The following is a 13,720-nucleotide window of genomic DNA, read 5'->3' as shown; positions in this document are numbered from 1 at the left end:
CCGAGCCTAGCTGTCCGCCGGCCGCTTGAACACGTAGAGCAGGTTGGGCTCGCCGACTATATAGATGGTGCCCGCCGCATCCATGGCCACCCCTTCCGCCTGCTCGATGCCCTTGCCCAGGCCGTTGCGGCCGCCGCCCAGGCTGATGAAGCTGACCGGCTCGCCCTCGCCGTCCAGCTCCAGCAGCAGTTGCGACTCGTCGGACAGCACCAGCGAATGCCCGGTGCGCGCGTCGTAGCTCAGCGAAGAGATGTCGCGGACGAACAGGTTGCCCGTCGGCATCGGCTGCAGGGTGCCGATCGCCCCGTCCTCGCCGGGGAACGGCAGGCTGAACAGCCCCAGGGGCGAGCGCTCCTTGCCGAGCAGCACCCGTTGCCGGCGCGAGTCCCAGGCGATGCCCTCGAAGCCCTTGTTGCCGGCGTCGGCGAAGCCCAGGTCGAAGGCCGGGTAGTCGGCGGCATCGATGCTCAGGGCGTCGTCGGCCAGGTGGAAGGCGGTCAGCTTGCGCTCGCGCTCGTCGATGATCGCCAGGCGCCCGTCGGCCACCAGCTCGACCCCCTCGGGATCGGCGAAGCCGGCCAGGCGGATGCGCCGCAATATCTCGCCGTCCAGCGACAGTTCGACCAGTTGCGGGTTCTTGCCGGTGACGGTGAACAGGGTGTCGCTGCCGGGGTGGTAGGTCAGCCCGGAGGTCTCGTCATCCTCCAGGCCGGCCAGCGGCTTGCCCTGCAGCACCGCCCGGTAGCCCGGCAGCCAGATGCTCGCCTGCTGCTCGGCGAGGCTCAGGCCCTGCTCCTTGAACCAGAAGTAGGCGCGCTTGTGCCACTGCAGGTAGTCGACCGACAGCGCCGCCAGGACCACCAGGGTCGGCAGCGCCAGGCGACGGGGGGACAGGAAGCGGGGCAGCGGCTTGGGCATCGACGGGACTCGGGGAGGGGAAGTGCGACGACCATCAGACTAGCGGCCTAGCTTTAAGGTTCGATTACCGCGACGAAAGGCGCCCGCCGGGCGCCCCGCAGGACCGCCCTACAGCACGCGACTGGCGAAGCGCGCATGCCCCGGCAGCTCCAGCACCAGCTCGTCGCCCTGGTGCAGCGGACCGACGCCGACCGGCGTGCCGGTGAGCACCACGTCGCCCGGCTGCAGGCTGAAGTGGCCGCAGATGTGCTGGATCAGCGGCAGTATGGGGTTGAGCATGTCGCCGCTGTTGCCGTCCTGGCGGACCTCGCCGTTGATGCTGAGGCGGATGCCGATGTCGCCCAGCGCCTCGATGGCATCGCCCGGCACGAAGGGCGCCAGCACGCAGGCGCCGTCGAAGGACTTGGCGATCTCCCAGGGATAGCCCTGCTCCTTGAGCCGGGCCTGCACCTCGCGCAGGGTCAGGTCCAGCGCCGGGGCGAAGCCGGAGATGGCGTCGCGCACCTCCTCGGCGTCGGGGCTGCGCGACAGCGGCTTGCCGATCAGCACGGCGATCTCCGCCTCGTAGTGCACCGCGCCGCGATCGGCGGGAATGGCGAAGCCATCCTCCAGCGGCACCACGCAGCTGCCGGGCTTGATGAACAGCAGCGGCTCACTCGGCAGCGGGTTGTTCAGTTCCTTGGCGTGCTCGGCATAGTTGCGGCCGACGCACACCACCTTGCCCATCGGAAAGTGGATATGGGTGCCATCGACATACTGGTGCTGGTAACTCATCACCGCCTCCTGGGTCTGTTCTCTGCTCAATCGCCCATGCTGGCCGAGCCAGCACGGACTGTCGCTGCTACCAAAGGCTAAGGAACGCCGATCAGAGCGGGAAGATCTTCCCGGGGTTCATGATGCCATTGGGGTCGAACACTGCCTTGATCGCCTTCATGTAGCCGATCTCCGCCTCGGAGCGGCTGTAGCCCAGGTAGTCGCGCTTGGTCATGCCGACGCCGTGCTCGGCGCTGATCGAGCCGTTGTACTTCTGCACCACCTCGAACACCCACTTGTTCACCGTGGCGCACTTGGCGAAGAACTCGTCCTTGCTCAGCGCGTCCGGCTTGAGGATGTTCAGGTGCAGATTGCCGTCGCCGATGTGGCCGTACCAGAGCACCTCGAAGTCCGGGTAGTTGCTGTTGACCAGGTTGTCGATGTCGGCGAGGAAGGCCGGCACCTTCGACACTGTGACCGAGATGTCGTTCTTGTAGGGGGTCCAGTGGGCGATGGTCTCAGAGATGTACTCGCGCAGCTTCCACAGGTTCTGCAGCTGCTGCTCGCTCTGGCTCATCACCCCGTCGAGCACCCAACCCTGCTCGACGCAGTGCTCGAAGGTGGCCAGGGCCGCGTCGGCGACCTGCTCGGTGGTGGCCTCGAACTCCAGCAGCGCATAGAAGGGCGCGCGGGTCTCGAAGGGCGCCGGCACGTCGCCGCGGGCGAGGATCTTGTCCAGGCAGCGGTCGGAGAAGAACTCGAAGGCGGTCAGGTCGAGCTTGCCCTGGAAGGCGTGCAGCACCGGCATGATCGAATCGAAGTCCGGGGTGCCGAGGACCATGGCGGTGAGGTTCTGCGGCGTGCGGTCGAGGCGCATGGTGGCCTCCACCACGAAACCGAGCGTCCCTTCGGCGCCGATGAACAGCTGGCGCAGGTCGTAGCCGGTGGCGTTCTTGATCAGGTCCTTGTTCAACTCCAGCAGCTCGCCGGTGCCGGTGACGACCTTGAGGCCGGCGACCCAGTTGCGGGTCATGCCGTAGCGAATCACCTTGATGCCGCCGGCATTGGTGGCGATGTTGCCGCCGATCTGGCTGGAACCGGCGGAGGCGAAGTCCACCGGGTAGTACAGCCCCTGGTCTTCGGCGAAGTCCTGCAGCTGCTGGGTGATCACCCCCGGCTGGCAGACCACGGTGCGGTCGAACTCGTTGAAGGCGAGAATCTGGTTCATGTAGTCGAACGCGACTACGACTTCCCCGTTGGCCGCCACCGCGGCGGCGGACAGGCCGGTGCGCCCGCCCGAGGGCACCAGGGCGACGCCGTGCCGGTTGGCCCAGCGGACGATGGCCTGGACCTGCTCGACGCTCTTGGGGAAGACGATGGCGCTGGGTGCCGGGGCGAAGTGTTTGGTCCAGTCCTTGCCGTAGGTGGCCAGGGCGTCGGCGTCGGTGAGCACCTTGCCGGGCTCGACCAGGGTCTGCAGTTCTTCAATCAGGGCAGCTGGGGTCATCACGTGAACTCTCAAAGGATTCATGGTCGCCCTGAGAACCATTCAGGTCGCAACCAAGCATGGAAAAAGGAGATCATGCTAGCATACGCCCCCCGTGAATCGTGCCCCCGGCACCGACCTAGCGGCTCCGGTCAGCCCTGCCGCTGACGCCTTTCCTGACACTATTTGTGGGACAACAGGTACTCCGATGAGCAAGACCTCTCTCGACAAGAGCAAGATCAAGTTCCTTCTCCTCGAAGGCGTCCACCAGAATGCCGTGGACACCCTGAGGGCCGCCGGCTACACCAACATCGAGTACCTCAAGGGCGCCCTGTCAGGCGACGAGCTGAAAGAGAAGATCGCCGAGGCCCACTTCATCGGCATCCGCTCGCGCACCCAGCTGACCGCCGAGGTCTTCGACTGCGCCAAGAAACTGGTGGCGGTCGGCTGCTTCTGCATCGGCACCAACCAGGTCGACCTGGACGCCGCCCGCGAGCGCGGCATCGCGGTGTTCAACGCGCCCTACTCCAACACCCGCTCGGTGGCCGAGCTGGTGCTGGCCGAGGCCATCCTGCTGCTGCGCGGCATCCCGGAGAAGAACGCCTCCTGCCACCGCGGCGGCTGGATCAAGAGCGCGGCCAACTCCTTCGAGATCCGCGGCAAGAAGCTCGGCATCGTCGGCTACGGCTCGATCGGCACCCAGCTGTCGGTCCTCGCCGAAGCCCTGGGCATGCAGGTGTACTTCTACGACGTGGTGACCAAGCTGCCCCTGGGCAACGCCACGCAGATCGGCAACCTCTACGAGCTGCTGGGCATGTGCGACATCGTCTCGCTGCACGTGCCGGAACTGGCGTCGACCCAGTGGATGATCGGCGAGAAGGAAATCCGCGCCATGAAGAAGGGCGGCATCCTGATCAACGCCGCCCGCGGCACCGTGGTCGAGCTGGACCACCTGGCCGAGGCGATCAAGGACGAACACCTGATCGGCGCCGCCATCGACGTGTTCCCGGTCGAGCCCAAGTCCAACGAGGAAGAGTTCGCCAGCCCGCTGCGCGGCCTGGACCGGGTGATCCTGACCCCGCACATCGGCGGTTCCACCGCCGAGGCGCAGGCCAACATCGGCCTGGAAGTGGCGGAGAAGCTGGTCAAGTACAGCGACAACGGCACCTCGGTGTCTTCGGTCAACTTCCCCGAGGTGGCCCTGCCCTCGCACCCGGGCAAGCACCGCCTGCTGCACGTCCACGCCAACGTGCCGGGGGTGATGAGCGAGATCAACAAGGTGTTCGCCGACAACGGCATCAACATCTCCGGCCAGTTCCTGCAGACCAACGACAAGGTCGGCTACGTGGTGATCGACGTCGACGCCGAGTACTCCGACCTGGCCCTGGAGAAACTCCAGCACGTGCACGGCACCATCCGCAGCCGCGTGCTGTTCTAGGCCCCGGCTGAGCACGAGGAAGGGAGGCCGGCGGCCTCCCTTCTTTCGTTCCGCCGCCCCTGCCTCAGTCCGCCTCCAGCTCCTGCAGCGCCGCCTCGGCCTCGGCCAGTTCCTCCTCGTTGAACACTTGCACGCCGGCACGCCGCAGCAGCGCCGCGGTCACCCCCTCGCCGGCCACCTTGAGCCCGCTGAAGCTGCCGTCGTAGTTCTCGCGGTTGCCGCAGGACGGGCTGCGCGCCTTGAGCACCGCCAGACGGATCTGCTGGCGCTCGACCAGGGCCAGCGCCTGCCGCGCCCCGGCGAGGAAGGCGGCGCTGAAGTCCTCGCCCTCGGCACTGAGCACTGGCCGCAGGCCATCGAGCACCTGGGCGCCCTGGCCGCCGGGAATCTCCGCCGGCGGTCGCGGCGTCGGCAAGCCGCCGGCCACCTCGGGACAGAGGGCCACCACCCGGCCCTCGGCCTGCCAGCGCTCGAGCAGGCCGAAGGGGCCGTGGGCGCCGCCGTCGTAGCGTACCGGGTGGCCGAGCAGACAGCGGCTGACCAGAATCTTTTGCATCTTTCCTCCTTGGCGGCGCGACATCGACGAGCCCGTTAAAGCGGATCGGTCCCCCGGCGGCGGAACCAGCCGGTCAGCGACAGACGCTCGCGACTGGTCGGCAGCACCTCGTGGAGCATCTCGGCCGAGAGAAACGCCACCAGGCTGCCGGCCCGGGGCGGGATGTCGCGGGTCGAGCCATCCGCCAGGTACAGGCGCAGGGCGCCGCCGTGCTCGGGCTGCCAGTCCGGGTTGAGGTAGAGCACCACCGACACCGCGCGGCGGTCGTCGTCGCGAAAGCGGTCCAGGTGCTTCTGGTAGAAGGCGCCGGGCGGGTACAGGGCGAAGTGGCTCTCGTAGTCCTCCAGGCCCAGGAACAGCCCGCGATTGAGCGTCAGGCGCAGCTCGTCGAGCAGCGCCAGGTAGCGGTCGCAGGCCGCCGACTGGCCGGCATCCAGCCATTCGATACGATCGCCGCGGATGCCCTCGCGCACCTCCTGGGCCTTGCCGACGCCGGCCGGGGTCAGGGCGCCCTGGGCGGCCCGCCTGCGGCACTCGGCGGCCAACTCGAGGGTCAGAGCAGTAGGCGCGAACAGCGGCTGCAACGACCAGCCCTGTTCGGCTAGGTCGTCGACGATGTTCGAAAGGGGCAGATCAAGGGCGTCGGTAGGCATGCCGGCGATTCTACAGCCTGGCACGGCGGCGCGCCTCGACAAGCATCGACTGGCCATTGAAAATAGCCACCCGCTACACAGGAGTCGGTATGCGCGCCCTCTGCGTTGTCTTGTTGTTGATCCTCAGCCTGCCGAGCCTGGCCGACGCCCAGCTCCAGCTGTACCAGGCCGCCGGCTGGCCGCAGCAGCGGGCGCACTTCAACGACGCCTTGCGCGCCGCCCAGGAACGCTACCGGCGCAGCCTGCCGCCGGCGGTGTACCAGGCCCTGGTGGAAAACAGCAACCGCCGCTTCGACCCGCGGGCCATGGACCAGCGCGCGCAGTTCAGCCTGCGCCAGCAGCTGGCCGACCCTGGGCCGGCGCTGCAGTTCTTCCAGTCGCCGCTGGGGCGCAAGGTGGTCGCCGCCGAACTGCTCGCCACCAGCCGCGAGCAACTGGCCCTGCACGCCGACGGCCTGCCGCGCGGCGAGGCCAGCGCCACCCGGCGCCTGCTGATTCGCCACCTGGCCCAGGCCCTGCCGGCCGAGGAGGCCGGCGCCGAGATCAGTCTGGCCCTGGCCGGCGTCGCCGCCGACAGCCTCAGCCAGATGCTCCCCGGACTGCTCGGCGGTGGCGCCGCCCAGACCCTGCTCAATACCCAGCGCCAGCACCTGATCGAGCAGATCGGCGCGGACCTGGACAACACCCTGCTGCACGTCTACCGCGAGCTGTCCGATCCGGAGCTGGAGGAGTTCGTCGAGTTCGCCCAGTCCACCGCGGGCCAGGCCTATTACCGCGCGACCCTGGCGGCGATCCGCGCCGGCCTGGCGGTCGGCCAGAGCGCCGCCGAACTGGAGCCCGCGCCCCAGGGCATCTGAGCCCTCAGGCCAGGCGCTCGCCGAGGAAGGCGAAATACTCCCGGCGCAGGTCCGCCGCCTCGTTGGCCAGGTGATGGCGCGCCCGCGGCAGGCGCAGGATCTGCGGGGCAGCGAACTTGTCCTGCAGCACCGCCAGGTTGTGCGCCCAGTCCACCGTCATGTCCGCCTCGCCCTGAACGATCAGCGGGCTGACGGCGCTGCGCGGCGCCGCCTCGATCCGCGGCACCCAGTCACGCAAGGCGGCGAACCAGGCCGTCGGCAGGTTGCGCGGCTGCAGGGGGTCGCGGTTCTGCACGAAGTCGATGAACGCGGCGTCGTGGGAGTTCTCGCTGAAGCGCCGGGGAATCGCCTTGACGAAGGGGCTGAGCAGGCGATAGCTGAGCTGCGACCAGGTCCAGGCCCGCGGCCGCACCAGCGGCGCCAGGAGGATGCTCTGGCCGACCTCCGGCCGCGGCGCGCCGTTGAGCAGGTAGTCCAGCAGGATCGCCCCGCCGGTGCTCTGCCCGCACAGGTGCCAGGGCTGCGGCAGCTGCAGCAGCGCCGCCTCGTCGAGCAAGGCGCTCAACACCTGCTGGTACTCGGCGAAGTCGTCGATGCTGGCCCGGGCGCCGCTGGACAGGCCGTGCCCCGGCAGGTCGCAGGCGAGCACGGCGAAATTCATGCCCAGCGCCCAGTCGACCACATGACGGTACAAGCCCATGTGGTCGTAGTAGCCGTGCACCAGCAGCAGCGTCGCCCGCGGCTGGGGCGGCGCCCAGAGCTGGGCGGCGATCTGGTAACCGGCGACCGGAAAGCTGCCCAGGCGGCAGTCCAGATGCGCGTGCTGCCGCCCCAGGTCGATGCCGTAGAAGGCCCGATAGGCCTGCACCACCGGCAACTCCAGCGTGCCGGCCGCCAGGGGGCGCAACAGCGGGCGCAGGTGATCGGGGTTGAACGACTCGGACATTAGGGCTTTCCAGTGGCAGGACGGACGCGGCGCAGCGGCATTGTGCCGCAGGCGTGCGCAGATGTTCAGCTCCAGTGCGCAGCGTGGCAAGCTAGGCGCCCTTTTCATGACCGCCCCGCCATGCCCCGCCCCAGCCGCAAGACCCTGCTCGCCGGCCTGCTCACCCTCAGCGCGGCCGCCGCCCTGTTCGCCGCCCTGGACTGGTTCGAGGCGCGCTACCTACGCCCCTTCGACGAGCGGGCGGCGCTGTTCTCCGGCGCCGAGCTGCGCCTGCCGGACGAGCTGGCCGGCCCCGGGCCGATCCGTCTGGTGCACTTCTGGGACCCGGCCTGCCCCTGCAACGTCGGCAACCAGCAGCACCTGAGCGAGCTGATCGAGCAGTTCAGCCCCCGCGGCGTGGCCTTCTACGCCGTGCCGAAGCCCGGCAGCCGGGGCCGCCTGCCGGCCGGCCTGGACGATCTGCAAGCGCTGCCGACCCTGCCCGGCACCGAGCGCATACCGGCCAGCCCGGCGGTGGCCATCTGGGACGAGCGCGGCCGCCTGGCCTACTTCGGCCCCTACAGCGAGGGTCTCACCTGCAACGCGAACAACAGCTTCATCGAGCCCATCCTCGAGGCCCTGACGGCCGGGCGGACGGTGAACGCCAGCAACACGTTGGCGCTGGGCTGTTTCTGCGACTGGTCCGCAACGCCGGCGCAGTGAGCCGGCGCCCGCCCGGGGGAAAAGAAAAAGGGCCACCGCAGTGACCCTTTGTCTTCAGCCGAAGACCTCGCCAGGCTAGTTGTGTAAACCCAGTACGTTATTCAGTGAAAGCGGAACGCGACTGATTGGTGGCTGGTAGCCGAGGCTGGCGTGTGGCCGGTGCCAATTGTAGTGATGTAGCCAGGGCGTCAGGTGCTGTGCTCGCTGTGCCGAACTTTCATAGCTATGGGCATAGGCCCACTCGCGCAGACTGGTCTGGATGAAGCGCTCGGCCTTGCCGTTGGTGCGTGGCGTGTAAGGTTTGGTGCGCAGATGGCGCAGCCCCAATCGTCTGAGCAAACGCCGAAACGTGCGAGAGCGATAGCAGCTGCCGTTGTCGGTCATGATGCGGGTGAAACGAATGCCCAGGCTGCGGTAGTAGCGCAGCGCCTGGAGCAAGGCTTGGCAAGCACTGCGACCACGCTCGTCAGGATGCAGGCTGCTGAAGGCGATGCGGCTGGCATCGTCGATGGCCACGTGGACGAATTCCCAGCCCGCGCCGTCGGAGTTCTGCTGGCGGTCGCCGGTGACCCGATGGCCAGGTCGCCAGAAACGGCCCAGCTTTTTGATATCCAGATGCAGCAGATCTCCGGGTGTCGGGTACTCGTAGCGCACCACCGGTGGCGCCGGCTCCAGCTCAGCCAGTCGATGAAAGCCGGCCCGCCGCAGGCGGCGCGCAACAGTGCTGACGGCCAAGCCTAGCTCTCTGGCGATCTGCCGATAGGTCTTGCGGCATCGCCGATGTTCGATCAGACGCTCGACCACGGTATCGGGTGTCGCATGCGGGCAGTGTTGCGGACGTGATGAACGATCCATCAACCCGGCCTCGCCTTCCTCGCGAAAGCGCCGCAACCATTTGTAGGCGGTTCGCACGCTCACACCGGCCGCCTGGGCGGCTTCTTCGACCCGCAAGCCGTGCTGGATGCGCTGAACCAAAAGGGCTCGACCGCGAGGGGTAAGACGGGCATGTTTATGCAGGTTCATCCGGGGCTCCTGGAAGGCTAGGTTGGTCGCACTTCCAGAATTCCGGGAATGCCCCGGATGAACAACCTACTGAGAGATCACAGCTAGGCCACGGCCGGCTGCTGCGACGGGTCGCGGCGGCTGTCCGGCCCGTTCTTCTGGCCGGCCCCGGTGGTTTCGTCCATGGCCTGCTGGATGGCGCGCTTGCGCCGCTCCTCGGCACGCCGGGCGAAGAACCAGATGAGGAAGGTCATCAGCGACACCGCCAGCAGGATCAGGCTGGCCACGGCGTTGATCTCCGGCTTCACCCCCAGGCGCACGGCGGAGAAGATCTCCATCGGCAGGGTAGTGGAACCCGGCCCGGAGACGAAGCTGGCCAGCACCAGGTCGTCCAGCGACAGGGCGAAGGACATCATGCCGCCGGCCGCCAGGGACGGCGCGATCATCGGCACCGTGATCAGGAAGAACACCTTCCAGGGCTTGGCGCCCAGGTCCATGGCCGCCTCCTCGATGGACAGGTCCAGCTCGCGCAGACGCGACGACACCACCACCGACACATAGGCGGTGCAGAAGGTGGTGTGGGCGATCCAGATGGTCAGCAGGCCGCGCTCGGCGGGCCAGCCGATCAGCTGGGCCATGGCCACGAACAGCAGCAGCAGCGACAGACCGGTGATCACCTCGGGCATCACCAGCGGCGCGGTGACCAGGCCGCCGAACAGGGTACGGCCCTTGAAGCGGGTCACCCGGGTCAGCACGAAGGCCGCCAGGGTCCCCAGCGCGACGGCGGCGATGGCCGTATACAGGGCGATCTCCAGGGAGCGCATCACCGCGTTCATCAGCTGGGTGTTGTCGAGCAGGCCGACGTACCACTTCACCGACCAGCCCCCCCACACCGTGACCAGGCGCGAGCCGTTGAACGAGTAGATCACCAGGATGACCATCGGCAGGTAGATGAACACCAGCCCGGCCCAGAGCATGAGGGTGGAGAAATTCAGGCGCTTCATACGCGGCCCTCCATTTCCTTCGCTTGGTTACGGTTGAACAGGATGATCGGGATGATCAGGATCGCCAGCATCACCACCGCCAGGGACGCCGCCACCGGCCAGTCGCGGTTGTTGAAGAACTCCTGCCACAGCACCTTGCCGATCATCAGGGTCTCCGGCCCGCCGAGCAGCTCGGGGATGACGAACTCGCCGACCACCGGGATGAACACCAGCATGCAGCCGGCGATGATGCCGTTCTTCGACAGCGGCACGGTGATCTTCCAGAAGCTGTTGAAGTTGCTCGAACCCAGGTCGGCCGCCGCCTCCAACAGGCTCTGGTCGTGCTTGACCAGGTTGGCGTAGAGCGGCAGAACCATGAACGGCAGGTAGGAGTAGACGATGCCGATGTACACCGCGACGTTGGTGTTGAGGATGCGCAGCGGCGAGTCGATCAGCCCCAGGCTCAGCAGCAGGCCGTTGAGCAGGCCGTTGCTGCTGAGGATGCCCATCCAGGCATAGACGCGGATCAGGATCGCCGTCCAGGTCGGCATCATGATCAGCAGCAGGAACACCGTCTGCATTTCCTTGGGCGCGCGAGCGATGGCATAGGCCATCGGATAGCCGATCAGCAGGCACAGCAGGGTGCTGAAGAAGGCCATCTGCAACGAGCCGAGGTAGGCGGCCAGGTACAGCTCGTCCTCGCTGAGGAAGATGTAGTTGCCCAGGTTGATCACCAGCGACAGCTGGTTGTCGGCCCAGGCGTAGATTTCGGTATAGGGCGGGATGGCCAGGTCGGCTTCGGCGAAGCTGATCTTCAGCACGATGGCGAAGGGCAGCAGGAAGAACAGGAACAGCCAGACGAAGGGCACGCCTATGACGAAGTGCCGGCCCTTGGGCAGCCGGCGATTGATGCTTCGGGAAATGTTCATGAGCGCAATGCCACCCCGCTGTCGTCCTCCCACCAGACGAAGACCTCGTCGTCCCAGGTCGGCCGCGCGCCGCGGCGCTCGGCGTTGGCGACGAAGGACTGGACGATCTTGCCGCTGGGCAGCTGCACATGGAACACCGAGTGACCGCCCAGGTAGGCGATGTCGTGCACGGTGCCACGCGACCAGTTGTGCTCGCAGGTCGGCTGCTCGGTGGTGACCAGCAGCTTTTCCGGGCGAATGGCGTAGGTGATGCTCTTGTCCTGCACCGAGGTGCTGACGCCGTGGCCGACGAAGATGTTGCGCTCCAGGTCCGGGCTGTCGATCAGCGCGTGGCCTTCCATGTCCTCGACCACCTGGCCGTCGAACAGGTTGACGTTGCCGATGAACTCGCAGACCAGGCGGCTGGTGGGGGTCTCGTAGATGTCCACCGGGCTGCCGATCTGGGCGATCCAGCCCAGGTGCATGATGGCGATGCGCTGGGCCATGGTCATGGCCTCTTCCTGGTCGTGGGTGACCATCACGCAGGTCACGCCGACGCGCTCGATGATCTCCACCAGCTCCAGCTGCATCTGCGAACGCAGCTTCTTGTCCAGGGCACCCATGGGCTCGTCGAGCAGCAGCAGCTTGGGACTCTTGGCCAGGGAGCGGGCCAGGGCCACGCGCTGGCGCTGGCCGCCGGACAGCTGGTGCGGCTTGCGCTTGGCGTACTGGGTCATCTGCACCAGCTTGAGCATTTCCTCGACCCGGGCGTCGATCTCCGCCTTGGGCATGCGGTCCTGCTTGAGGCCGAAGGCGATGTTGTCGGCCACGCTCATGTGCGGAAACAGCGCGTAGGACTGGAACATCATGTTGATCGGCCGCTCGTAGGGCGGCATGTCGGTGATGTCCACGCCGTCGAGGAAGATCCGCCCCTCGGTGGGCCGCTCGAAGCCGGCGAGCATGCGCAGCAGGGTCGACTTGCCCGAACCGGAGCCGCCGAGCAGGGCGAAGATCTCACCCTTGTTGATGGTCAGCGAGACGTCGTCGACGGCGACCGTCTCGTCGAACTTCTTGGTCACCCGCTCGATCTTGACCAGTACCTCTTTGGGCTGCTGATCGCCCTCGAGGACCTTCTTATAGGCACTAGAAGCAACTGCCATTACCAAAACTCCCGGAAAATAGCGCCCAACCCCTGCGGCCGGGCGTTTGAATTTTTACTGGCCTGATTTGACCTTGGTCCAGCTACGGGTCATCAGCCTTTGCACCTTGGTCGGCAGCTCCGCCGAGATATACAGCCTGTCCAGAACCGCTTGCGGCGGGTACACCGCCTCGTCGCTGCGTACGTCCTGATCCATCAACTCACCGGCCTTGGTGTTGGGGTTGGCGTAGCCGACGTAGTCGCTGATCCCGGCGATCACCGCCGGCTCCAGCAGGTAGTTGATGAAGGCGTGGGCCTCCTTGACGTTGCCGGCATCGGCGGGGATGGCCAGCATGTCGAACCACAGGTTGGCGCCTTCCTTGGGGATCGCGTAGCGGATCTCGATGCCCCTGCCGGCCTCCTCGGCGCGGTCGGCGGCCTGCAGGATGTCGCCGGAATAGCCCACGGCCACGCAGATATTGCCGTTGGCCAGGTCGCCTATGTACTTGGAAGAATGGAAGTAGGTGACATAGGGACGGATGGCCTGCAGCTTGGCCTCGGCGGCCTGGTAGTCGGCTCGCTCGGTGCTGTTGGGGTCCAGGCCCAGGTAGTTGAGCACCGCCGGAATCATCTCGTCGGCGGAGTCGAGGAAGGCCACGCCGCAGCGGCTCAGCTTCTGCATGTTCTCCGGCTCGAAGACCGTGGCCCAGGAGTCGATCTTGTCGACGCCGAGCACCGCCTTGATCTTCTCGACGTTGTAGCCGATGCCGTTGGTGCCCCACAGGTAGGGCACCGCATGCTGATTGCCCGGATCGTTGCGCTGCAGTTGCTTGAGCAGCGCCGGGTCGAGGTTGTCCCAGTTCGGCAGCAGGCTGCGGTCGAGCTTCTGGAAGGCGCCGGCCTTGATCTGCTTGCCGAGGAAATGATTGGACGGCACCACCAGGTCGTAGCCGGAGCGGCCGGCCAGCAGCTTGCCTTCCAGGGTCTCGTTGGAGTCGAAGACGTCGTACACCGGCTTGATGCCGCTGGCCTGCTCGAAGTCGGCCAGGGTGGTCTCGCCGATGTAGTCGCTCCAGTTGTAGATATGGACGGTCCCCGCCGCCTGGGCCAGGGTCGTCAGGCCGAGGGCGAGGGCGCCGCTGGCCAGGGTCTTGCAGAGGGAAATTCGCATGGTATGTCCTCTTTCATCAGCGGCCCGCGCATAAAAGGGCCGGCACTCTATCGGAAAAGACGGCAGCTGTTGAGCGGCCTAGCGCCAGCCCACGGCCATGACCCGGCGCAGCCAGGCGGCGGACAGTCCGGCGCGTGAAGACGCACCTCCGATAGGCGCGGCCAGCGGGCCGGCCGGGAGAATCGAACAACGCATACAAGCTTCCTTCT

General features: G+C 66.9%; 14 protein-coding genes. 3 read left to right on the top strand and 11 right to left on the bottom strand.

Translation table 11 applies throughout. The features are described from left to right. Positions 1 to 6: 6 nt before the first annotated feature. The 3 genes from I0D00_RS13065 to I0D00_RS13055 form a co-directional block, all read right to left on the bottom strand. A complete protein-coding gene (locus I0D00_RS13065; protein WP_213640153.1) occupies positions 7 to 918 on the bottom strand; it encodes an SdiA-regulated domain-containing protein in 912 nt (303 codons plus the stop codon). Positions 919 to 1,026: 108 nt separating this feature from the next. Then, entirely contained in the window at positions 1,027 to 1,692 is a 666-nt protein-coding gene (locus I0D00_RS13060) for a fumarylacetoacetate hydrolase family protein (protein ID WP_213640282.1), read from the bottom strand. A 91-nt stretch (positions 1,693 to 1,783) separates the two neighbouring features. Beyond that, positions 1,784 to 3,178: an FAD-binding oxidoreductase gene (locus I0D00_RS13055; protein ID WP_213640152.1), complete on the bottom strand. Its 1,395-nt coding sequence runs from the start codon at positions 3,176 to 3,178 to the stop codon at positions 1,784 to 1,786. 187 nt (positions 3,179 to 3,365) lie between these two features. On the opposite strand from I0D00_RS13055, the gene serA reads away from it, so the two are divergent. After that, positions 3,366 to 4,595, top strand: a complete 1,230-nt coding sequence (gene serA / locus I0D00_RS13050; protein WP_213640151.1) for a phosphoglycerate dehydrogenase — start codon at positions 3,366 to 3,368, stop codon at positions 4,593 to 4,595. A gap of 64 nt (positions 4,596 to 4,659) precedes the next feature. Here the strand turns inward: serA and I0D00_RS13045 are convergent, their stop codons facing one another. Both I0D00_RS13045 and I0D00_RS13040 read right to left on the bottom strand, forming a co-directional pair. Further along, a complete protein-coding gene (locus tag I0D00_RS13045; protein ID WP_213640150.1) occupies positions 4,660 to 5,151 on the bottom strand; it encodes a 2-thiouracil desulfurase family protein in 492 nt (163 codons plus the stop codon). 35 nt (positions 5,152 to 5,186) lie between these two features. After that, entirely contained in the window at positions 5,187 to 5,804 is a 618-nt protein-coding gene (locus I0D00_RS13040; protein ID WP_213640149.1) for a 2OG-Fe(II) oxygenase, read from the bottom strand. An 89-nt stretch (positions 5,805 to 5,893) separates the two neighbouring features. Between I0D00_RS13040 and I0D00_RS13035 the strand changes: the two genes are divergently transcribed. Then, positions 5,894 to 6,661, top strand: a complete 768-nt coding sequence (locus I0D00_RS13035; protein WP_213640148.1) for a hypothetical protein — start codon at positions 5,894 to 5,896, stop codon at positions 6,659 to 6,661. 4 nt (positions 6,662 to 6,665) lie between these two features. Here the strand turns inward: I0D00_RS13035 and bipL are convergent, their stop codons facing one another. Beyond that, complete coding sequence (bipL, locus tag I0D00_RS13030; RefSeq protein ID WP_213640147.1) at positions 6,666 to 7,607, bottom strand: phospholipase BipL; 942 nt, start codon at positions 7,605 to 7,607, stop codon at positions 6,666 to 6,668. A 120-nt stretch (positions 7,608 to 7,727) separates the two neighbouring features. Here bipL and I0D00_RS13025 point away from each other — a divergent pair, with 120 nt between their 5' ends. Continuing rightward, positions 7,728 to 8,309 (top strand): DUF6436 domain-containing protein, encoded by a 582-nt coding sequence (locus tag I0D00_RS13025; protein WP_213640146.1) that lies wholly within the window; start codon positions 7,728 to 7,730, stop codon positions 8,307 to 8,309. A gap of 75 nt (positions 8,310 to 8,384) precedes the next feature. On the opposite strand, the gene I0D00_RS13020 is transcribed toward I0D00_RS13025, so the two are convergent. The 5 genes from I0D00_RS13020 to I0D00_RS13000 all read right to left on the bottom strand — a co-directional run bounded on the left by I0D00_RS13020 (position 8,385) and on the right by I0D00_RS13000 (position 13,511). Beyond that, positions 8,385 to 9,332, bottom strand: a complete 948-nt coding sequence (locus tag I0D00_RS13020) for an IS481 family transposase (RefSeq protein ID WP_213639652.1) — start codon at positions 9,330 to 9,332, stop codon at positions 8,385 to 8,387. Between the two features lie 83 nt (positions 9,333 to 9,415). Continuing rightward, entirely contained in the window at positions 9,416 to 10,315 is a 900-nt protein-coding gene (locus I0D00_RS13015; RefSeq protein WP_213640145.1) for an ABC transporter permease subunit, read from the bottom strand. Next, positions 10,312 to 11,193 (bottom strand): ABC transporter permease subunit, encoded by an 882-nt coding sequence (locus tag I0D00_RS13010; RefSeq protein ID WP_213640281.1) that lies wholly within the window; start codon positions 11,191 to 11,193, stop codon positions 10,312 to 10,314. Before I0D00_RS13010 ends, I0D00_RS13015 begins: the two co-directional genes overlap by 4 nt. A 26-nt stretch (positions 11,194 to 11,219) precedes the next feature. After that, positions 11,220 to 12,362 carry a polyamine ABC transporter ATP-binding protein gene (gene potA, locus I0D00_RS13005; RefSeq protein ID WP_213640144.1) on the bottom strand — a complete coding sequence of 381 codons (1,143 nt, stop codon included), beginning with the start codon at positions 12,360 to 12,362 and terminating at the stop codon, positions 11,220 to 11,222. A 54-nt stretch (positions 12,363 to 12,416) separates the two neighbouring features. Then, positions 12,417 to 13,511 carry a polyamine ABC transporter substrate-binding protein gene (locus I0D00_RS13000; RefSeq protein WP_213640143.1) on the bottom strand — a complete coding sequence of 365 codons (1,095 nt, stop codon included), beginning with the start codon at positions 13,509 to 13,511 and terminating at the stop codon, positions 12,417 to 12,419. Positions 13,512 to 13,720: the final 209 nt, after the last annotated feature.

Origin of the sequence: Pseudomonas lalucatii, assembly GCF_018398425.1 — a bacterium.
GTDB lineage: Bacteria > Pseudomonadota > Gammaproteobacteria > Pseudomonadales > Pseudomonadaceae > Aquipseudomonas > Aquipseudomonas lalucatii.
The sequence above is the reverse complement of the archived record's forward strand: the minus strand, read 5'-3'. Positions and strand labels throughout refer to the sequence as shown.